The following is an 18,582-nucleotide window of genomic DNA, read 5'->3' as shown; positions in this document are numbered from 1 at the left end:
CGGGACCCGGGCGGGCCTACTTGCCCGGCCAGATCGGCTTGGCCAGGGCCAGGTCTTGCGGAAACACCGTCACCGGCACCCCGTCCTGCCACTGGATCACGGTCAGCCCCGCGCCCACGCGGTGCCCGGCCTCGTCGAACTTGAGCTCGCCCCCGGGAAAGTACGGCGACTTGCCCTCGTCCAGCGCGCGCATGGCTTGCGCCACGGCCTCGCGGTCCGCCTTGCCGGCCTTCTCCAGCGCGGCCTTGATGATCCACATGTCGCCATAGGTGGAGATCGCGTTCTGCGTCATCCAGGGCTCCTTGTACTCGACCCGCATCCGTTCGATCAGGCCTTCCTGCCCCTTGGCGCCCCAGTTGGCCACGGCCGACATCACGCCGTTGAGCAGCTGCGGGCTTACCGTGTTGAGCACGTCGGGCTCGGCGATGGCGATGCCGAACGAGATCAGCGGGATCCGCACGTTCATCTCGTTCATCTTCTCCAGGATCAGCTTGGCGTCCGATATCACGGTGGGCAGGAAGAACACCAGGTCCGGACGGCGCGAGCGCACCTGCTGGATGAGCGAGGAGGCGTCCGAGAGCGGCGGGGTGAAGGTCTCGTCCACCACCAGCTTGAGCCCGTACTTGTCCAGCAGGCCGTCCTTCATCGCCTTGACCGAGGACAGCGAGGCGGCCGTGTTGTCCGTCACGATCGCCACCGTGACCGGGCGCTTGCCCGACGCCTGCTCGGCCAGGTCCAGGATGGTCGGCAAGGCGATGTCGGCCTGCTTGCCGGCCGTGGCCGAGGTCTGGAAGATGTACTTGAAGCCGCGGTTGGTGATCTGGTCCGAATAGGACAGGGTCAGCATCGGCAGCCTGGCCCGCTCGGTCACCTCGGTCACGGCCAGGGTGAAGGAGCTCAGGTAGGCGCCCGTGCCGGCGACCAGCCCGGGAAAGTCGGCCACCATGCGCTGCGCGGCGCTCTTGGCCTTCTCGGTCGAGTCGCCCGAATCGATCACCACCAGCTTGAGCTTGGCCCCGCCCAGCGCCTGGATGCCCCCGGCCTTGTTGATGTCGGCCACCGCCATCTCGGCGCCCATCCTCATCACCTGCCCGGGCCGCGCGTACAGGCCCGACATGGGCGCGAGCAGGCCCACCTGCACCTCGGCCGGCTCGGCCGCCTGCGCCGCCGGCAAGGGCAGCAGGCTCGCGGATATCAGCATGGCCGCGGACAGCGCGGCGCGTATCGGTCTTGCTTTCATGGTCGTCTCCTCGTGTCCGCCTCGCGGATCGCACTACATGCCCAAATAGGCCCTGCGGACACGGTCGTCCGCGATCAGGGTCTCGTTGCCGCCTTCCAACACCACTCTTCCGGTCTCCAGCACATAACCGTAGTCGGCCGACTGCAAGGCCTCGGCCACCCGCTGCTCGACCAGCAGGACCGTCAGCCCGGCCTCGCTGCGGATCTCCATCAGCCGCTCGAAAATGAAATCCGCGATGGCCGGCGACAAGCCCATCGAGGGCTCGTCCAGCATCAGCAGCTTGGGCGCGCACGCCAATCCCCGGCCGATGGCAAGCATTTGCTGTTCGCCGCCCGACAGCGTCCCGGCCAGTTGCCGCGCGCGCTTGTGCAGCACCGGAAACCATTCGTAGATGCGCGCCAGGTTATCGGCCCAGCGGCGCCTGCCCGCTTCGGTATAGGCGCCCATCTCCAGGTTCTCCAGCACCGTCATGGAGGCGAAGACCTGGCGCCCCTCGGGCACGTGCGCGATACCCAGGTGCGCGCGCCGGTGCGGGGGCACCGCCAGCAGGTCCTGGCCTTCGAAGCGGATCGAGCCCGAGAGCGTGCCTATCGTCCCCGAGATCGTCTTGAACAAGGTGCTCTTGCCGGCGCCATTGGGCCCGACCACCGATACGAACTGGCCGGCCGCCACCTTCAGCGACAGATCGTGCAGCACCGGCAGCGCGCCATAGCCCGCGTTGAGTCGATCAATCTCCAGCATTCTGGGCGCTCCATTTTTTTCCGAGATAGGCCTGGACCACGCGCTTGTCGCGCGTGATCTCGCCGGGCTTGCCCACCGCCAGCACCTGGCCGTGGTCCAGCACCACGAACTCGTCCACCAGCCGCACCATCGCCTTCATGGTGTGCTCGATGATGACGATGGTCATGCCCGCCTGGGCCAGCGAGCGGATCGCCGCCACCACCCCTTCGGACTCGTCGTGGCCCAGCCCCGCCAGCGTCTCGTCCAGCAGCAGGATCTCGGGCTGGCCGGCCACCGCCCGGGCCAGCTCCATCAGGCGCAGCTCGCGCGTGCTCAGCGTCGAGGCCAGCTGGTCGGCGCAGCCGGCCAATCCCAGCTGCCGCACGGCTCGCTCGGCGTTGGCCTGGGCCTGCTCTTCGCTGCGGGCATTGACGTATGCGCCCACCTTCACGTTCTGCGCCACCGTCAGCCGCATGAACGGCCGCATGACCTGGAAGGTGCGCCCCACGCCCGCGGCGCACAGCACATGCGGCTTGCGCCCGGCCATGTCCGTGCCCTTGACGATCACCTGCCCCTGGTCGGGCTTGAGAAAGCCGTTGAGCAGGTTGAACAGCGTCGTCTTGCCCGCGCCGTTCGGGCCGATGATCCCCAGGATCATGCCGCGGCGCACGGTAAAGCTCACGTCCTGCACGGCCCGCAAGCCCCCGAACCGCTTGGACACGTTGCGCACGTCCATGACGATCTCGCCGGCCGGCCCGCGCGCGCCGGCCGCTGCCGGGGCCGGGCCGCCGGGCGGATCCTGAGCCGGCGCCTCGGCGCCGGGCGCCAGCGCGTGGGCCGTGGCCGGCAGCACCGCGCGCTTGCGGCGCAGCCGGTCGCGCACCTTCCAGAACACGCCCTCGGGCGCCAGCAGGATGACGACGATGATGGCCACCCCCAGGATCACGCCCTGGATGCCGGGATAGGCGCTGCCCAGCTCGGCGTGCAGGATCTCCCCCAGCGGGATCAGCACGGCCGCGCCGATGATCGGCCCCCACACCGTGCCTACGCCGCCGAACATCGACACCGTCAGCGCCTGCGCCGAGACCAGCATGCCGAACACCGATTGCGGCGTCACCACCAGCAGCACCACGGAATAGAACGCGCCGGTGGCCCCCGCGATCGCGCCGCTCAGCGCAATGGCCTTGAGCTTCCAGCGCAGCGTGTCGATACCCGCGGCCTCGGCGGCCGCCTCGTTCTGCTTGATGGCGATCAGCGCCATGCCAAAGCGCGTGCGCTCGACGCGGCGGGTCAGCTGCACGAACAGCAGCAGCAGCCCCATCGCGATGACCGTATAGACGCGCGGATCGGAAAACTGCATGTACCACTGGGCATTCTCGCGCTTCATGGGAAACGTGACTTCCTGCAGCCCCAGCCATTCGGCCACGTAGAGCAGCGCCAGCGGATAGGCCAGCATCGACAGCGCGAAGTAGTGGCCGCGCAGGCGGAAGGTGGGCAGGCCCACCAGCACGCCGGCCGCGGCGCCGATCGCGGCCGAGACCGGGATCATGAACCAGGGCGAGACGTCCCAATGGATCTGCGCCAGGACGGTGGCGTAGGCCCCCAGGCCGAAGAACGCCGCGTGGCCGAAGGACACCAGGCCGGTATAGCCGCTGAGCATGTTCCAGGACAGGCCGAAGCAGGCCCACACCAGCACCAGCGTGAACATCAGCTGGTGATAGGCGTTCTGCACGCTCAAGGCCACGCCCAGGTAGGCGGCCGCGGCCAGGACAAGGACCACCGGAGAATGAAGGCGTTTCATCAGGTTCGCTCCGAGACACGGCCGAACAATCCTTGCGGACGCAAGGTCACGATCAGCAGGAAGAACACGAAGATCGCCGCGTTCTGCAATTGCGTGGGCAGGACCAGGCTGGCGAGCTGCTGCACGAGCCCGATCACCATGCCGCCCCAGAAGGCGCCGACGATGCTGCCGATCCCGCCCAGCACCACGCCCGCGTACATGATGATCACGAACTCCAGGCCGACGAAGGGATGGAAGGGATAGTTGGTGGCCAGCAGCCCGCCGGCCAGGGCCGTGACGCAGGTGCCCAGCGCGAAGGCCACGCGATAGGACCGGGTCACGTCGATCCCCATGTAGGCCGCGGCGGCCGGGTTGTCGGCGGCCGCGCGCAGCGACTTGCCCAGCCGCGTGCGGCCGATAAGCAGGGCCAGCAGGCCGATCACCGCCAGCGAGATCAGCGCCGCGACGCCGCGGCCCTTGTTGACGAAGATGCTGACGGCCTCGCCCCACATGGGGCCGAGTTCCCAGGCGCTGCTAGAGAGCGGGGTGCGGAGGGAAACCAGCTGCGGGCCGAACAGCATCATGCTGCCGTTTTGCAGCACCAGCGCGATGCCCAGCGTCAGGATCAGCTGCGCGTAGTGCCCTTCCCCGTCCAGCGCGGCGGTGCGGCTGCCCGTGACCCGGGAAACCAGGAAATAGTGCACCAGGTACCCGAAGGCGAACATGATGGGCACCGACAGCAGGATGGACAGGTAGGGGCCGAGCAGCCCGCCGGCCAGCGTCTGCACGCCCAGGCCGATGAAGATGTAGTAGATCACGTACATCCCCAGCATCATGAAATCGCCTTGCGCGAAGTTGATCACGCGCATGATGCCGAAGATGATGGCCAGCCCCACGCACATCAGGCCATAGAGCCCGCCGACCAGCAGGCCCGCGGCCAGGGCCTGCAGGAAAGCCTCGACCTGTATCTGAAGTTCCGTCATAACGGCGTCCGTCCCAAGGAATGTTCCTCCGGCGCCGCCGGCACGGCGCACAAGCGCGCCAGCTCGCCGGCATCCGGAGCATGCTGCAATTGATCGACAAAGCCGGCGATGCGCTGCGCGCCGGCCTGGCCCAGCACGGGCGCGGCCGCGGCCAGAAAGCGCGCGCGGATCAGCGCATCGTCGGCGGCCCGCACGTCGTCCAGCGCCTCGGACAGCACCTGGCCGTCGGCCAGGCGGACGGTCACGCGCGCGCCCTGGCGGGCCGGGAACGCGGCGGTGTACGCGGGATCCTCGGCCAGCGTGGTCGCCGCCAGCAGGCGGCACACCTCGGGGTCGTGCAGGTCGGCGTAGTTGGCCTCGGCCACCTGGCCGCGGGCCAGCGTCGCGGCCACGCCGAAGGGGATGCTCATCTTGGCCTGCAAGGCGCGTTCGAACGGGCCGGTGGCGCTGCACCCCGGATAGGCCAGCGCCGCGCGGGTGGTTTCGATGCGCACGGCCGCCACCTGCCGGCCTTGCAGGCGCGCCGCCAGGGCCAGGGCTGCCTGGCAGGGCGACTGGGCGAAGTTGCAGGCCGGCACCGCCTTGTTGAAGACCGCCATGATTTCCGGCTGCCCGCGCGCGAACAGCGCCAGCTCCACCGCCAGCGGCGCGCGCGCATACGCGGCGAAGAACCCCGCCTGCCCTTCCAGGATGGATGCCGAGCCGGTGGCGCCCTGCCGGGCCAGCGCCAGGCAGGCCATCGCGTTGCGCACGGCAAAGCCCGGGTGGAAGTACATCTCGCTGGCGCCGGTGTGCGGCCATTCGTTCAGCCCGCCGCAGCAGTTGCCGGCCAGGGCGAAGGCATTGAGCGCCTGTTCGCCGTCCAGGCCCGCCAGCCGCGCGCCGGCCGCCACCGCCGCGAACGGCCCGACAAGTCCCGTCGGGCGGAACAGCCGGCCCAGCGCCTCGGTCATGACGGCCCGGCCGATCTGCGCGCCGGTCTCATAGCCCACGATGGCGGCCACCAGCAGGTCGCGGCCGGACACCGGCCGCTGCTGGGCCAGCGCCAGCAGCGTGGGCCAGACGATCACGCCCAGGTGCGCCACGCTGCCGGCATGCATGTCCTCGCGCACCAATCCATGGCCGGCCACGGCGTTGGCGAAGGCGGCGTCGGCCGGGACATAGCCGCCCGCGCGGCCCACGATGCACGCGCCGCCCGCTGGCAGCGGCACCGCCAGGCGGGCGGCCTGCTCCGACCACGGCAAGGGCAGCGCCTCGAAGGCGCAGGAAAGATAATCGAGCAGGCAGGCCTGCGCCCGCTCCATCGGCGCCGCGCCCAGGGCCTGGCCGGTCTGCGCCAAGGCGCTATCGACCAGCCGGCCCGCCACGGTGCGGGCGGTTCGTCCTTGCATCGGGTCCATCGGCAACTCCGTCTGTACTACCTTCGATAGTGACTGCGAGCCAAACGTGGTACTGCAAGCGAAGCGGACCGACGGCCTCAGGGCCCCGCGACAGTGATGCCGGCGTCGATCTTGAGCGTGACGCCGGCAATGCTGGCTGCGTCCTCGCTGGCCAGGAACACCGCCGCGGCGGCCACTTCGGCCGGCGTGGCCAGCCGGCCCAGCGGCGTGCGCCGGCGCCTGGCTTCCCAGCCTTCGTCGGTGATGACCGAGCTCGCGCCGGGTGTCACGACCGGCCCGGGCGCCAGCGCGTTGACCCGCACGCCGTGCGCGCCCAGTTCCACGGCCTGCTGGCGCGTCAGCGTATCGAGCGCGCCCTTGATGGCGCTGTAGACCGCGGCATGGCGGATGGAGAACGACACGGCGATCGAGGACAGGTTGATCACGCTGCCGCCGCCGCGCGCGACCAGGTGCGGGGTGGCCGCCTGCAGGGCCCAGAAGGTGCCCTTGAGCCCGACATCGACCATGCGGTCGACGACGTCCTCGGCCATCTCGGCCAGCGGCCCGTAGCTGAAGTACACCGCGTTGTTGACCAGGATATCGAGCCCGCCCGCGCGGGCGGCGAAATCGTCCACCGCCGCCCGCACCGCCGCGCGGTCGGACACGTCGCACACGTAGGCATGCCCGCGCCCGCCCGGCAGCGCCGCGGCGGCCTGCTCGACCAGGGCCGCGTTATTGTCCAGCAGGGCGAGAACCGCCCCCTCGGCCGCGAAGGCCTGCGCGATCGCATGGCCCAGTCCGCCCGCCGCGCCGGTCACCACCGCGGTCTTTCCGTTCAATCTGCTCATCGTTCTCTCCTGGAGACTTGCGGATCGGTCCGCCCTGCCGGATGCGGGCTCAGTTCGTCTGGATGCCCGCCGCCTGGATCAGCTTGGCCAGCCGCCGGGCGTCGTTCTCGATCAGTTCGCCCAAGGCCTGGGGGCCGCGCTGCGCGCCGGCCGGCGCCGTGGCCGAGAACTGTGCCAGGCGGTCGGCGACCTCCGGGGTGTCCAGCGCGCGGGACAGGGCCTGGGCCAGCTTCTCGATCACCGGCCCGGGCGTGCCGCGCGGCGCGGCGATGGCGTTCCATACCGTCAGGTCGAAGCTGGGCAGACCCGCCTCGGCGAAGGTCGGCACGTCCTTGGCCGAGTCGATCCGGGCCGGGCCCGAGACCGCCAGGGCGCGCGCCCGCTTGTCCGAGTGCAGCGGCACCATCGTCAGGGTCTGGTCGATCACGCCCTGGACCTGGCCGGCCATCAGGTCGGTGATGGCCGGGCCGGCGCCGCGGTACTGGATGATCTCGGCCTTGGTGCCCGACAGGTGCAGGAACATGGCGGCGGCCAGGTGATTGGTCGTGCCCGGCCCACCCGAACCGAAATTGAAGGCGCCCGGCTTGTTCTTCATGGCGTCGATCAGCGACTGCAGCGTCTGCACGCCGGATCCGTTGCTCACCGCCAGCACCATCGGCACGGTGGCCACCAGGCCGACCGGCGCCAGGTCGCGCACCGGATCGAAGCCCGCCGAGGGATACAGCGGCGCGTTGGCGGCCAGCGAGCCCATATTGCCGAAGGTCAGCGTATAGCCGTCCGGCGCGGCCTTGACCACCCGCTGGGTGCCTATGGTGCCGCCCGCGCCGCTGGTGTTCTCGACCACGACCGGCTGCCCCAGGAACTCGCCCATCGGCTTGGCGACCAGCCGCGCCAGGATGTCGGTGGTGCCGCCCGGCGCATACGGCACGACCAGCGAGATCGGCCGCGAGGGAAATTCGGCTTGCGCCACGGCCGGCGCGCCGGCCAGCATCGCGCCGGCCGCCAGGACGGCGCCGCGCAGCAAAACGTGCATCATCATTCTTGTCTCCAGGTCCGGCCCGGGCCCAGCGCCCGGCCGGCTCGATGGGTTTTCAGGCTTTGGGCGCCACGTCCAGCCGCACGATGCGGCCCTCCAGCGCCGCGCTGGCCGCCGGATAGCGGACCATGACCTGCGGGTCATGGCCCGGGATGATGTGGTCCTCGGAATCGGCCAGCTCGCGCACGCGCCGAAAGCCCTCCATCATGTCGCCGATGCTGTAGACGGCCGGAAACGGCAGCGAGCGCCCGATGTTGGCGTACAGGTGCGTGGCATCGGAGGCCAGCACCACCCAGCCCCGCCGGGTCCAGACCCGTACGACCTGCAGCCCCCTCGAATGCCCGCCCACCAGGTGCAGCGACAAGCCGGGCGCCAGTTCGGCCGTGCCATCGTGGAACACCACGCGGTCCGCATACACCTTGCGGATGAAGCCGACCACGTCCTCGACGTCGTAGGGCTGGCGCAGCACCTTGTGGCACATGCAGCGGCCCGTCGCGTAGGCCGGCTCGGCGTCCTGCACATGGAAGGTGGCCGCCGGAAAATCGTCCAGCGTGCCCGCATGGTCGTAATGCAGGTGGGTCAGGATCACGTGCTCGATCTTGGCCGCATCGATGCCCAGCCCGGCCAGCGCCTGGGCGGGCCGCACCAGCAGCGTGCGCTTGCGCTGGGCCGCCGCCTCTTGCGCGAACCCGGTATCGACCAGATAGATCTCTTGCCCGCGGCGCGCCACCCAGACGAAATAGTCCAGCGGCGAATCCGCGTCGTGGAAGTCCCCCCCGCCGATGAAGTTTTCCTCGGGGCGGCGCCCGCCATGATGGGCGTAGCGGATCGCAAAGACCTCGAAGGGAGCTGTCGTATCCGGCATGTCGTCTCCTTGCCGCGCGAACGCGTGGGCGTCCGGCTCATTGTCGTTTGATATGATTGTATTATAGTAATAAGATCATGCAAACAAAATTCGCACGGCACGCGAAGCGCGGCGGCCAGCCATGCGGGCCCCGGCCCGCGCCGCATGGCTCGGCCACGATGCAAAGGGGCTAAAATGCAGGCTTGTTGAGGGTGTGCCTCCAGCCCAGCGCTGGCCTACCTATCGAGATCAAATGCAAGAAGCAGCCAAGCCCATCGCCGACTTCAAAGTGCCCCGCGTCGCCTCCGTCCTGCGCCATGGCGTCACGGAAAGCATCCGCAACGCCATCCTGCTGGGGCGCTTTCGGCCCGGCGACCGCCTGCCCGAGCGCGAACTGTGCGAAATGACCGGCGTAAGCCGCACGCTGGTGCGCGAAGCGCTGCGCCAGCTCGAATCCGAAGGCCTGATCAACGTCATCGCCCATCGCGGGCCGGTGGTCGAGCGGCTCACCCCCGAGCAGGCCGAAGGCATCTACCAGGTGCGCGAAGAACTCGAAGGCCTGGCCAGCCAGCTGTTCGCCGAGCGGGCCTCGGCCGAGCACCTGAAGGCGCTCAAGGAAGCGTTCAAGGCCCTCAAGCAGGAGCTCGCCCACGGCGACGCGCTGGCGCAAATCAAGTCCAAGAACCGTTTCTACGAATGCCTGATGGAAGGCTGCGGCAACGAAGCCCTGACCATCACCCTGAAGCTGCTCAATTCGCGCGTCATGCTGTTGCGCTCGACGTCCATGCAGGCCCCCGGGCGCGCCAAGCAGAGCATCGCCGAACTGTCCGACCTGATGGATGCGCTGGCCGCCCGCGACGGCGCAAGGGCGCGCAAGGCGGGCAGCCTGCACGTGCGCAACGCCGCGGCGGTGGCCGTCAGGATCCTGCGGGAAAAGGAAGCGCTCAAGGACGCTGGCTGACGCGCGCGGCGGCACGGCCAATACCGAACGGCTCGATCGGCAGGCTGCTGCGGCTCTCGGTGATCAGCTCGCACAGGATGCGGCCCACGATCGGCCCCAACTCGAAACCGTGGGCGGAAAAGCCGAAGGCATGGAAGGCGTGTTCGCGCCGCAGGCTCGGGCCGATCACCGGAATCTCGTCCGGCATGGCGGCCTCGATACCGGCCCAGCCGCGGTTCAGCACGGCGCCCGCCATGTGCGGAAACAGCTCGCACACCATGCGCGCACCCTGGGCCAGGGTGCGGAAATCCAGCTCGGTCGATTCGCTGTCGCGATCCACCCAGGCCCGCCGCCCGCCGCCGATGAGCACCGTGCCGTTGGCGCGCTGCTTGAACGACAGCGCCCGCCCGGTGCCCAGCACCACGGGATCGAGAAAGTGCGCCATGCGCAGCGTCACCAGCATCATAGGTGCGATAGTCTGCAAGGCAACGGGTTCGTCCCACTGCGCGGCGAGTTGGCCGGCCCAGGCGCCGGCGCAATTGACGATCGTGGGTGCGGTATACCTGCCGGCACTGGTCTGCACCACCCATTGCCCCCTCTCGCGGTGCGTGGCGTGCACACGCACCCCCTCCAGGAAACGCGCGCCCAGCGCGGCGGCCTTGCGGCGAAAGGCCAGCGTGGTCCGGTAGGGATCGGCAGCGCCGTCCGCGCGGGCGATCAGCCCACCCAGCACGGTGGGGACTATGCGCGGGATCATCGCACGCAGTTCCGCGGCGTCGATCCAGCTTTCATGGGTGTACCCCAGCGACCGCATGAGCGCCAGCCGCTCATGCAGCACGGCCAGGTCCGCTTCGTTCTCCGCGATGCGCACCTGGCCGTGCTGCTCGAAGCCGCAATCGTCATCGACTAGTTCGCCGATGCGGCACCACAGCTGGCGCGAGGCCAGCGCGAGCGGCACTTCCGCCACATGGCGCGAGAGCGTACGCACGCCACCGGCGTTCACGCCCGAGGCATGGCGGCCCACGTAGTTCTTCTCGATCACCAGGGCCGGCACGCCGGCGCGCGCCAGGTGCAGGGCGGTCGAGCTGCCGTGCAGTCCGCCGCCCACGATGATGACCTGCGCGCGCCGGCCGGCCTGCGGGTCGCCGCTCATATCACTTGCGGACCACCGCGCTGCGCGCCGCCTCGGTCTGCGGCAAGGCGGCCAGCTCGCCCAAGGTGAGCGGCTTGGTGGGAAAACGCAAGCGGTAGTAGCCCACTTCGCTGACCGGCACGCCGCGCTCCTGCGCGATCAGCTCGCTGACCGTCAGGCCGCAGAACCGGCCCTGGCAGGGTCCCATGCCGCAACGCAAGAAGGCCTTCATCTGGTTGGGCCCCGAACAGCCCAGGGCCACTGTCTCGCGCACCTGCTGCGCGGTGACTTCTTCGCAGCGGCACACGATGGTGTCGCCCGTTGGGCGGCGGCTGGCATCGGAAGCCTTGTACAGCGTGTCGAAAAAGGCCCGGCCCCGCACGGCGCGGGCCAGGGCCCGCCGATGCGGGCCGGCCTGGCGGTCGCGCCGGGCGGTATCGATATGGCCCAGTTCCGCGGCGGCATGCAAGGCCGCCAGCCGGCCCCGATGCTCGGCGGCCAACGCGCCGGCGATGCCCGAGCCGTCGCCGGCCATGCCAATGCCGTGCACCGAAGTGGCGCCCCACTCGTCCACCCGTGGTTGCCAGCAGTCCAGGACCTCGTTCCACTCGTGCTCTATCCCCACGGCGCGCGAGAGGTTGACGTTGGGCACCACGCCCTGGTGCAGCAGCAACTGATCCGCCGGGATCGTCCGCGTGGCGCCTCCAGCGGTATAGCTCACCGTCTCCAGGCGGCCTGCTCCCGATGCCCGCAGATCCCGCACGCCCTTGACGACAGGCACTGCCTGCCTGACGCGGCGCACCAGCTTCATGCCCTTGGCGAAGTAGGGCGAGCGCAAGAAATCCAGCGCGTGCGGCAAGGCCCGCGCCAGCCTGCCCGGTTCGGTGGTTTCCAGCAGCACGTCGATCTTCGCCCCGGCGTTCAGGTACTGCCAAGCCACCAGGTATAGCAGGGGTCCGCAGCCGGCCAGCACCGTGCGCCCGGTGGGCACCAGCCCGGCGGACTTGAGCAGGATCTGGGCGGCGCCCGCCGTCATCACGCCAGGCAGCGTCCAACCGGCGATGGGAAAAGGCCGCTCTTGCGCGCCGGTGGCCAGCAACAGGTAGCGGGCGCGCAACATGCGCGCCTGGCCGTCCACCGAATACGCAACCTCGAAACCGTCACCGGGCGAGTCGGCGGTCATGCGGGCGACGGCCCAGACGGTGGCGCCCGGCTCGTAGCGCGCGCCGCTGGCGTGCAACGGTTCGACCAGCGAAGCGCCGTGCCAATAGTCATCGCCCAGGATGCGCTTGTCCGTGACAGGGGTGGCGGTGATGCCGCGATAAATCTGCCCGCCGGGGGACGACTGCTCATCGAGCAGCACCGTGTCCACGCCCAGGTCGCAGGCTGCCGTGGCCGCAGCCATGCCGGCAGGCCCGGCGCCGACCACCAGCAATTCACATTGCCCGGCGATCATGGCTGCACCTCGGGCGCGCCGCGCTGGCGCTCGATGCGCATGCCCGCGTGTACCGGCGTCATGCAGGCCTGGCGGTTGGCGATGCCGTCTATGGTGACCAGGCAGTCGTAGCACACGCCCATCATGCAAAAGGGGCCTCGCGGCACGCCTTGGACAACGGTATCGCGGCAATCGAAATGACCGCTGGCCAGCAATGCGGCGGCAACGCTGTCGCCTTCGCGGCAGCGTACCTCGCCGCCATCGACCGTCACGCGCACCGGCGCGCGCTCGGCCTGGACCGCGGCTTGTTCAAGCCTCTGGAACATGGAACCTCCGGGTGGAAAACGGCGCCATGTCCTCGTCCAGCGCACCGGCCGCGATCATGGGCGCAAGCGCCAGCGCATGGGCGGCCGCCAGCGTCACCCCGCTGTGGCAGGTGGCGACGAAGGCGCCGGGACAGGACGGCGACTGCTCGTAGATAGGGAATCCATCGCGCGACATGACGCGCAGCGCCGCCCAGGAGCGCACCACGCGCACCTGGCGCAACGCCGGCAGAATGCGCACCGCGCGCTCGGCCAACGTGCCCAGCACGGGCAGTCCTGGCGGCTCGTCGGCAAAGCCGGCTTCTTCCTGCGAATCGCCGATCAGCCACGAACCTTCGTCCATCTGGCGCAAGGTACTGAAGGGCAGTTCCAGCATGCGGCGGGTGCGCTCGAGCACGATGATCCGGCCGCGCTGCGGGCGTACCGGCACGTCCAGGCCTATATGCCCGCCCAGCGTACGATTGCCCAGTCCCGCCGCCACCACCAGCTTGCGCGCGCGCAGCGTGCCGCGTGGCGTCTCGATATGAAACATGCCGTCGGCCTGCCGGATGCCCCCGGCCGGACAGCGTGGCAGGTAGTGCACCCCTTCGCGCGAGAAGGCGATGTGCAGGGCGTGCAGCAGCTTCAGGGGATTGGCAATGCCATCGACCGGGCTCCAGATGGCGCCATATACCTGCGGACCAATGCCCGGGACCCGCTCGGCCAACTCCTTGCGCTCGATCAGCCGCCATTCGTAGCGGCTCATCCCGGGCTGTTGCAGCAAGGCGCTCATGAAACGGACACGCGCTTCGGCCTCTTCCTCCGAAAGCAGCGCATGCAGGCCGCCGCGCTGCTCCAGGCACACGTCCACCCCGGTCTTGTCCAGCAGTTCGGCGGCCAGCTGCGGCCACAACCGCGCCGATTGCAGCGTCCAGCCGCCGTAGCGGGGCAGGCCCATGCCCTTGCTTTGCACCCAGACCAGCCCGAAGTTGCCCCGCGAGGCGCGGTAGGCCACGTCGCCTTCGTCCAGTACCGCCACGCGTTCGAGTTGGCGGCGCAGACCATAGGCGATGGCCGAGCCCACCAGTGCGCCGCCGATCACGGCCGCGTCGTAGATGCCGTGCGGCGGCTGCGCGTCCGCCGCCGGCGGGAACTTTGCCTGTTTCGCCATCACCTGCCCTTCCCCACGAACAGTTTCTCCAGGCCGATGAAGCGGTCCAGGACCAGGACGGCGATCGCCGTCGCGTAGATCAGCACAGCGGAGACCGCCGTCACCAACGGGTCGATGGTGTCCTCGATATGCAGGAAGATGCGCACCGGCAGCGTGGTGGTCGACGGCGAAGCGATGAAGATGGACATGGTCAGTTCGTCGAAGCTGGTGATGAAGGCGATCACCCAGCCGCTGACGATGCCCGGCAGCACCAGCGGCAGCACGATGCGGCGAAATGTCGTCCAGCCGGAGGCGCCCAGCGACATCGCGGCGCGCTCCAGGACCGGGTCCAGGCCCGTGGCCGAGGCCAGCACCAGCCGCAGGGCATAGGGCATGACGATGATGACGTGCGCCACCGCCAGGCCGAAATAGGTGCCCACCAGGCCTGCGCTGGTGAAGAACTTGAGAAAGGCCAGGCCTAGCACCACGTGCGGGATCATGAGCGGCGACATGAAAAAGGCCAGCAGGGCCTCGCGGCCGCGAAACCGGCCCCGCGCCACGGCCAGCGAGGCCGGCACCGCCAGCACGATGGCCACCGTGGCCGACAGGGCGCCCAGCCCCAGGCTGAACCAGAAGGCGTCGATGAAGCGCGGATTGTCCAGGATGGCGCGGAACCAGCGCAACGACAGGCCTTCGGTGGGCAGCGAGATAAATCCCTGCGAAGTGAAGGCTACCGCGCACACCATCACGATGGGCGCCAGGATGAAGGCGATGAACAGCGTATGAAAGATCAGCCCGATGGGACCGTTGCGCAGGGTCATCAATGCCCTCCCTGGTTGAATACTGCACCGTAGCGGCGCTCGACCAGACGGTTGGCCGCCAGCAGGACCACCACCGTCGCCACCAGCAGCACCATGGCCAGCGCGGCGCCCAGCGGCCAGTTCAAGGTGTTCAGAAACTCGTCGTAGGCGGCGGTGGCCACTGTCTTCAGGCGGCGCCCGCCCACGATGGCCGGCGTGGCGAAGGCGCTGGAGGCCATGGCGAACACCATGATGGCGCCAGACAGGATGCCAGGCATCACCTGGGGCACGATGACGCGCCGGATCACGGTGAACTGGCTGGCGCCCAGCGACAGGGCCGCGGCCTCGGTGGACGGGTTGATGCGCTGCAGCGAGGCCCACACCGCAATCACCATGAAGGGCACCAGCACGTGCGTCAGCGCAATGCCCACGCCCAGGTTGCTGTACATGAGACTGACGGGCGAGGACACCAGCCCCAGGGCCAGCAGCGTCTTGCTGATCAAGCCGGTGGAGCCGAACAACAGCGCCCAGCCCAAGGTACGTACCACCACGGAAATCAGCAAAGGCCCGAGCACCACCATCAGGAACAGACTCTTCCAGGGGTTGGCCATGCGCGAGAGCACATAGGCCTCGGCGGTGCCCAGCACCAGGCAGGCCAGCGTCACGCCGGCCGCCACGCCAAAGGTGCGGGCGTAGACCTCGTAGTAGTAGCCGTCCGTGAAGATCTCGACGTAGTTATGCCAGGAGAAAGCCGCCTGGATGCCGCCGTAGAACTCGAAGTCGAAAAAGCTGATCAGGAATACCAACGCCAGGGGCACCACGAGGAAGGTGGCATAGACCAGCAGGGCGGGCGCGCTAAGCAGCCAGGGATTGACGCGGCCGGGCATGTCACTGCGCCTCGTGCACCGGCCGCATGTCCCGCGCGCGCCAGCGCAAGTGCACCTGGGCGCCTTCCTGCGGCACGGGCGCGCCATCGTTCTGCCTGATCACCAGCACCTCGCCCACCGAGGTCTCGACCTGGCACAGCCAATGATTGCCCTGGAACACACGCGCCTTGAGCCGGCCAGGCAAGGCACAGGCGGCCGGCTCGGAAAACAGTATCTTCTCGGGACGGACGATGACGGCCGACGACGGCATGGGCGCCCCCTCCAGAGCGATGTGGGCTTCGCCTATGCACGCGCGCGTCTCGCCTTGGTACTGTGCAGGCCTGGGTGTGAAGACATTGGCCTTGCCGAGGAAGCCGCCGACGAAACGGCTGGCCGGATCCTCATAGGCAGAGTAGGGATCCGCCACCTGCACCGCACGGCCTTGGTCCATGACCACGATGCGGTCCGACAGCGCCAGCGCCTCGGACTGGTCGTGCGTGACCAGGATGGTGGTGGTGCCGACCGTGCGCTGGATACTGCGCAGTTCCAGCTGCATTTCCTCGCGCAGCTTGGCATCCAGGTTGGACAGGGGCTCGTCCAGCAGCAGTACGGCGGGCCGGATCACCAGCGCGCGCGCCAGCGCCACGCGCTGCTGCTGCCCGCCCGACATGCGCGCCGGGTAGCGCTCGGCCAAGTGGGCCAACCCCACCAACTGCAGCGCCTCGGCCACGCGGGCCTGCCGCTCGGCCTTGCGCACGCCCTGCATCTCCAGTCCGAAGGCCACGTTCTCGGCCGCCGTCATGTGAGGAAACAGCGCATAGTTCTGGAACACCATGCCCAAGCCGCGCTTGTTGGCCGGTACGCGGCCCAGGTCGCGGCCGTCGAGCACGATGCTGCCGGCGGTGGGTTCCACGAAACCCGCGATCATCTGCAGGGTGGTCGTCTTGCCGCAGCCCGAAGGCCCAAGCAGCGACACGAACTCTCCCCGCTCGACCGACAGGCTGAGACTGTCGACGGCGGTGGCCTCGCCGTAGCGCTTGGTCAGCCCGTCCAGGACCAGGTAAGTCATGGCGTCGTCCCTTGCTGGCGCCTTAGCGCTCGATCTCGCGCGTCCAGCGCCGGTTCCAGGCATCGCGGTTCTGGTTGACCGTGTCCCAGTCAATCACGATGAGCTTCTCGGCGCGCTCGCCGATGGGCAAGGGTACGTTGGGGTCGTCCTGGGCCTGCGCCTTCCTGTTGACCGGCCCGTAGCCATAACTGGAAGCCAGCAGGGTCTGCACCTCGGGCGAGACCAGGTATTGGACGAAGGCCTGGGCCAGCGGATGCGACTTGTCCTTGGCCACCGGGCACACCGAGGACAGCAGCGCGTAGGCGCCCTCTTTGGGATAGACGAAGCCCACCGGGAACCCCGTGTCGGCGAAGGCCTTGACCCGTCCGCTGCCCCACACCGCAATGGAAGCCTGCCCGCTGGAGAACAGTTCGGTCATCTTGCCGGGCGAGGGCTCGTAGACCAGCACGTTGGGGCCGACTTCCTTCTCTATGGTCGTAAAGCCCGGATCGATGTTGGTCTCGCCGCCGCCGGCTGCACGCGCGTACTGCACCAGCGTATGCAGGCCATAGGTGTTATTGAGCGGCGGAATCACCAGCTGCTGCTTGTACCTGGGATCCTTCAGGTCGTCCCAGGAAGCGGGCGGCTCCCACTTTTTCTCATCGAAGGCCTTCTTGTTGTACATGATGCCGGTGGCCACGATGCCGATGGCCACCGCCTTGTCATCCTTGTACAGGGCGGTCTCGTACAGGTCCTGCTTCGGCAGGTTCTGGATGGGCGCGCAAAAGCCCAGCGCGATGGCCTGGTACATGGGGCCGTCGTCGATGATGGCCACGTCCACTTGCTGGTTGCTGCGCTGCGCCTGCAGGCGCGCGACGGTGTTGGTGGAGTTGCCCGCCATGTAGTCGAACTCCACGCCATGCTGCTTGGCGAAGGGCGGGAAGACGTCGCGACGCATGATGTCCTCGAACGAGCCGCCGTAGCCCGCCACCACCAGCTTCTGTTGGGCGCTGGCCCCCATCGGCAGGCCCACTGCCAACGAAGCCGCCGCGAGCACTGCAATGACCTTGCTCATGTGTTTCCCCTGTCGTGTTGGCCGTACAATTTGTTCGGATCTTCTTGTCCGGACATTCTTGTCCGGACAAATAATTGCAGCATTGCGGTAAATTTGTCAATACCGTGTTGTCCCGCATGCCTGACCACGACACAGGGACCTGCAGGCCCTCACCAGGAGACAGAATGACCCGAACGATGCCGTCCGAGGCGGCCGAATTTCCCGTCGGCGCCGCGCCCGTGAGCGCGGGCGCCGACGCGCTGCTCGATGACGCCCGCACACCGCGCTACAAGGCCATCTATCATGACTTGGCCCGTGCCATACGCAACGGCCGCTATCCGGTAATGACGCTGCTGCCCACCGAGCACGAACTGTGCGCCCACTACGATGCCAGCCGCCACACCGTGCGCGAGGCCATCCGCATGCTGACCGAGACCGGCATGGTGTCGCGCCGCCCCGGCGTGGGCACGCGCGTCGAGGCGGTGAAGTCTTCCACGCGCTATACGCAGCGCATCTCGCAGCTGTCCGACCTGTTCCTCTACATCAAGAACGCCACGCTGCGGCTGCAGCAGGTGCGCAGCATCAAGGCCACCGCCCGCCAGGCCGAGACGCTCGGGTGCGCGCCGCGCCAGGAATGGCTGTACGTGCGCGCCATCAAGCTGCTGGGCGGACAGAGCAGGCCGGTCGCCTATGCCGAGGCCTATGTGCATCCGGACTATGCGGCCATCCGCGAGGACATCGGCCGGGTGCGCATGCCGTTGTCGCAGCTTATCGAGCAGCGCTACAGCCAGCGCATCCGCGAAGTGACCCAGGAGTTCTCGGCCACGCCCATCGGCAAGGACATGGCGGCCGACCTGAAGGTCGCGGCCAAGACCGCCGGACTGGTGATCACGCGCCGCTATTACGGCGAGGCCGACCTGCCGATGCTGGTCACGATCACCACCTTCCCCTACACCAAGATGAAGTACTCCATGTCGCTGCAGGTCGATTGGCCGGAGTGACGCGGCGGCGCGCCGCGCCGCGCA

18 protein-coding genes are annotated in these 18,582 nt (G+C 68.7%); 2 read left to right on the top strand and 16 right to left on the bottom strand.

Annotated elements, in window-relative coordinates; translation table 11 throughout:
* Positions 1 to 16: 16 nt before the first annotated feature.
* The 8 genes from V8Z80_RS15880 to V8Z80_RS15845 all read right to left on the bottom strand — a co-directional run bounded on the left by V8Z80_RS15880 (position 17) and on the right by V8Z80_RS15845 (position 8,851).
* Positions 17 to 1,240, bottom strand: coding sequence for an ABC transporter substrate-binding protein (locus tag V8Z80_RS15880; RefSeq protein ID WP_336062658.1), 1,224 nt, complete (start codon positions 1,238 to 1,240; stop codon positions 17 to 19).
* Positions 1,241 to 1,273: 33 nt separating this feature from the next.
* Positions 1,274 to 1,981 (bottom strand): ABC transporter ATP-binding protein, encoded by a 708-nt coding sequence (locus tag V8Z80_RS15875; protein ID WP_336062657.1) that lies wholly within the window; start codon positions 1,979 to 1,981, stop codon positions 1,274 to 1,276.
* Positions 1,968 to 3,761, bottom strand: coding sequence for a branched-chain amino acid ABC transporter ATP-binding protein/permease (locus V8Z80_RS15870; protein WP_336062656.1), 1,794 nt, complete (start codon positions 3,759 to 3,761; stop codon positions 1,968 to 1,970). Before V8Z80_RS15870 ends, V8Z80_RS15875 begins: the two co-directional genes overlap by 14 nt.
* A complete protein-coding gene (locus V8Z80_RS15865) occupies positions 3,761 to 4,723 on the bottom strand; it encodes a branched-chain amino acid ABC transporter permease (protein WP_155193909.1) in 963 nt (320 codons plus the stop codon). The genes V8Z80_RS15870 and V8Z80_RS15865 overlap by 1 nt, the downstream gene beginning before the upstream one ends.
* Positions 4,720 to 6,123, bottom strand: a complete 1,404-nt coding sequence (locus V8Z80_RS15860) for an MmgE/PrpD family protein (RefSeq protein ID WP_336062655.1) — start codon at positions 6,121 to 6,123, stop codon at positions 4,720 to 4,722. The genes V8Z80_RS15865 and V8Z80_RS15860 overlap by 4 nt, the downstream gene beginning before the upstream one ends.
* A gap of 77 nt (positions 6,124 to 6,200) precedes the next feature.
* Positions 6,201 to 6,950 (bottom strand): SDR family NAD(P)-dependent oxidoreductase, encoded by a 750-nt coding sequence (locus tag V8Z80_RS15855; RefSeq protein ID WP_155193911.1) that lies wholly within the window; start codon positions 6,948 to 6,950, stop codon positions 6,201 to 6,203.
* A 49-nt stretch (positions 6,951 to 6,999) separates the two neighbouring features.
* Positions 7,000 to 7,989, bottom strand: a complete 990-nt coding sequence (locus tag V8Z80_RS15850) for a Bug family tripartite tricarboxylate transporter substrate binding protein (protein WP_336062654.1) — start codon at positions 7,987 to 7,989, stop codon at positions 7,000 to 7,002.
* Between the two features lie 52 nt (positions 7,990 to 8,041).
* Positions 8,042 to 8,851 carry an N-acyl homoserine lactonase family protein gene (locus V8Z80_RS15845; RefSeq protein ID WP_155193912.1) on the bottom strand — a complete coding sequence of 270 codons (810 nt, stop codon included), beginning with the start codon at positions 8,849 to 8,851 and terminating at the stop codon, positions 8,042 to 8,044.
* A gap of 232 nt (positions 8,852 to 9,083) precedes the next feature.
* Here V8Z80_RS15845 and V8Z80_RS15840 point away from each other — a divergent pair, with 232 nt between their 5' ends.
* The gene (locus V8Z80_RS15840; protein ID WP_336062653.1) at positions 9,084 to 9,791 is read left to right on the top strand and encodes a GntR family transcriptional regulator; all 708 of its coding nucleotides are present in this window, start codon (positions 9,084 to 9,086) and stop codon (positions 9,789 to 9,791) included.
* On the opposite strand, the gene V8Z80_RS15835 is transcribed toward V8Z80_RS15840, so the two are convergent.
* From V8Z80_RS15835 to V8Z80_RS15800, 8 genes are read right to left on the bottom strand one after another with little or no spacing between them, the layout of a single operon-like run.
* Positions 9,775 to 10,923, bottom strand: coding sequence for an NAD(P)/FAD-dependent oxidoreductase (locus V8Z80_RS15835; RefSeq protein WP_336062652.1), 1,149 nt, complete (start codon positions 10,921 to 10,923; stop codon positions 9,775 to 9,777). The genes V8Z80_RS15840 and V8Z80_RS15835 overlap by 17 nt on opposite strands.
* A 1-nt stretch (position 10,924) precedes the next feature.
* Positions 10,925 to 12,355 carry an FAD/NAD(P)-dependent oxidoreductase gene (locus V8Z80_RS15830; RefSeq protein WP_336062719.1) on the bottom strand — a complete coding sequence of 477 codons (1,431 nt, stop codon included), beginning with the start codon at positions 12,353 to 12,355 and terminating at the stop codon, positions 10,925 to 10,927.
* Positions 12,355 to 12,663, bottom strand: coding sequence for a (2Fe-2S)-binding protein (locus tag V8Z80_RS15825; protein WP_336062651.1), 309 nt, complete (start codon positions 12,661 to 12,663; stop codon positions 12,355 to 12,357). The genes V8Z80_RS15830 and V8Z80_RS15825 overlap by 1 nt, the downstream gene beginning before the upstream one ends.
* Positions 12,647 to 13,810, bottom strand: coding sequence for an NAD(P)/FAD-dependent oxidoreductase (locus V8Z80_RS15820; protein ID WP_336062650.1), 1,164 nt, complete (start codon positions 13,808 to 13,810; stop codon positions 12,647 to 12,649). The genes V8Z80_RS15825 and V8Z80_RS15820 overlap by 17 nt, the downstream gene beginning before the upstream one ends.
* Positions 13,810 to 14,610, bottom strand: coding sequence for an ABC transporter permease (locus V8Z80_RS15815; protein WP_336062649.1), 801 nt, complete (start codon positions 14,608 to 14,610; stop codon positions 13,810 to 13,812). The genes V8Z80_RS15820 and V8Z80_RS15815 overlap by 1 nt, the downstream gene beginning before the upstream one ends.
* Positions 14,610 to 15,476: an ABC transporter permease gene (locus V8Z80_RS15810; RefSeq protein ID WP_336062648.1), complete on the bottom strand. Its 867-nt coding sequence runs from the start codon at positions 15,474 to 15,476 to the stop codon at positions 14,610 to 14,612. Before V8Z80_RS15810 ends, V8Z80_RS15815 begins: the two co-directional genes overlap by 1 nt.
* A gap of 1 nt (position 15,477) precedes the next feature.
* Complete coding sequence (locus tag V8Z80_RS15805) at positions 15,478 to 16,524, bottom strand: ABC transporter ATP-binding protein (RefSeq protein ID WP_336062647.1); 1,047 nt, start codon at positions 16,522 to 16,524, stop codon at positions 15,478 to 15,480.
* Positions 16,525 to 16,546: 22 nt separating this feature from the next.
* Positions 16,547 to 17,578 (bottom strand): ABC transporter substrate-binding protein, encoded by a 1,032-nt coding sequence (locus V8Z80_RS15800; RefSeq protein ID WP_336062646.1) that lies wholly within the window; start codon positions 17,576 to 17,578, stop codon positions 16,547 to 16,549.
* Between the two features lie 164 nt (positions 17,579 to 17,742).
* Here V8Z80_RS15800 and V8Z80_RS15795 point away from each other — a divergent pair, with 164 nt between their 5' ends.
* Positions 17,743 to 18,558: a GntR family transcriptional regulator gene (locus V8Z80_RS15795; RefSeq protein WP_336062645.1), complete on the top strand. Its 816-nt coding sequence runs from the start codon at positions 17,743 to 17,745 to the stop codon at positions 18,556 to 18,558.
* Positions 18,559 to 18,582: the final 24 nt, after the last annotated feature.

The sequence above is a fragment of the Orrella sp. JC864 genome, from assembly GCF_037026685.1.
Lineage (GTDB): Bacteria > Pseudomonadota > Gammaproteobacteria > Burkholderiales > Burkholderiaceae_B > Orrella.
Note: the sequence above shows the minus strand (reverse complement) of the source record. Positions and strands in the feature narration are given on the sequence as shown.

Coding starts and splice junctions, on each gene's coding strand:
- V8Z80_RS15880 (WP_336062658.1), bottom strand. CDS start 1,240: ATGAAAGCAAGACCGATACGCGCCGCGCTGTCCGCGGCCATGCTGATA.
- V8Z80_RS15875 (WP_336062657.1), bottom strand. CDS start 1,981: ATGCTGGAGATTGATCGACTCAACGCGGGCTATGGCGCGCTGCCGGTG.
- V8Z80_RS15870 (WP_336062656.1), bottom strand. CDS start 3,761: ATGAAACGCCTTCATTCTCCGGTGGTCCTTGTCCTGGCCGCGGCCGCC.
- V8Z80_RS15865 (WP_155193909.1), bottom strand. CDS start 4,723: ATGACGGAACTTCAGATACAGGTCGAGGCTTTCCTGCAGGCCCTGGCC.
- V8Z80_RS15860 (WP_336062655.1), bottom strand. CDS start 6,123: ATGGACCCGATGCAAGGACGAACCGCCCGCACCGTGGCGGGCCGGCTG.
- V8Z80_RS15855 (WP_155193911.1), bottom strand. CDS start 6,950: ATGAGCAGATTGAACGGAAAGACCGCGGTGGTGACCGGCGCGGCGGGC.
- V8Z80_RS15850 (WP_336062654.1), bottom strand. CDS start 7,989: ATGATGATGCACGTTTTGCTGCGCGGCGCCGTCCTGGCGGCCGGCGCG.
- V8Z80_RS15845 (WP_155193912.1), bottom strand. CDS start 8,851: ATGCCGGATACGACAGCTCCCTTCGAGGTCTTTGCGATCCGCTACGCC.
- V8Z80_RS15840 (WP_336062653.1), top strand. CDS start 9,084: ATGCAAGAAGCAGCCAAGCCCATCGCCGACTTCAAAGTGCCCCGCGTC.
- V8Z80_RS15835 (WP_336062652.1), bottom strand. CDS start 10,923: ATGAGCGGCGACCCGCAGGCCGGCCGGCGCGCGCAGGTCATCATCGTG.
- V8Z80_RS15825 (WP_336062651.1), bottom strand. CDS start 12,663: ATGTTCCAGAGGCTTGAACAAGCCGCGGTCCAGGCCGAGCGCGCGCCG.
- V8Z80_RS15820 (WP_336062650.1), bottom strand. CDS start 13,810: ATGGCGAAACAGGCAAAGTTCCCGCCGGCGGCGGACGCGCAGCCGCCG.
- V8Z80_RS15815 (WP_336062649.1), bottom strand. CDS start 14,610: ATGACCCTGCGCAACGGTCCCATCGGGCTGATCTTTCATACGCTGTTC.
- V8Z80_RS15810 (WP_336062648.1), bottom strand. CDS start 15,476: ATGCCCGGCCGCGTCAATCCCTGGCTGCTTAGCGCGCCCGCCCTGCTG.
- V8Z80_RS15805 (WP_336062647.1), bottom strand. CDS start 16,524: ATGACTTACCTGGTCCTGGACGGGCTGACCAAGCGCTACGGCGAGGCC.
- V8Z80_RS15800 (WP_336062646.1), bottom strand. CDS start 17,578: ATGAGCAAGGTCATTGCAGTGCTCGCGGCGGCTTCGTTGGCAGTGGGC.
- V8Z80_RS15795 (WP_336062645.1), top strand. CDS start 17,743: ATGACCCGAACGATGCCGTCCGAGGCGGCCGAATTTCCCGTCGGCGCC.